Origin of the sequence: Acetomicrobium sp. S15 = DSM 107314 (assembly GCF_016125955.1) — a bacterium.
Taxonomy (GTDB): Bacteria; Synergistota; Synergistia; order Synergistales; family Thermosynergistaceae; genus Thermosynergistes; species Thermosynergistes pyruvativorans.
This window is the reverse complement of sequence record NZ_JADEVE010000181.1, coordinates 1-302: the sequence shown is the minus strand read 5'-3', so window position 1 is coordinate 302 and position 302 is coordinate 1. Positions and strand designations below refer to the sequence as shown.

At 53.6% G+C, this 302-nt stretch carries 1 pseudogene; it reads left to right on the top strand.

Features of this window, described 5'->3' with window-relative positions:
• Positions 1–302: pseudogene (locus EZM41_RS04710) on the top strand (hypothetical protein); the annotation flags it as partial.

The following is a 302-nucleotide window of genomic DNA, read 5'->3' as shown; positions in this document are numbered from 1 at the left end:
CCCAGCTCGGCCTCCTAATGGTAATCTTCTCCGTCCAGATGCTCGCTTTCGGGAGCACCCCTATCGGGCCCTTCCGCCGCACATGGCTTGTGATCTTTTTGGGATTCATATTCGCGGCGGCAAACAAGACCAGTATGCCGCCGCCTTCGGGGGCTTCAATTTTATAGAGTTCAACGGGGCAAATACGATAGTCAGAGACTTTCAAAGGGTGATAGGAGACGAGACCAAGGAACAGATTTTAAAGAAAGAGGGGAGGCTTCCCAACCTCCTCGTTGCTTGCGTGGGGGGCGGAAGCAATTCCA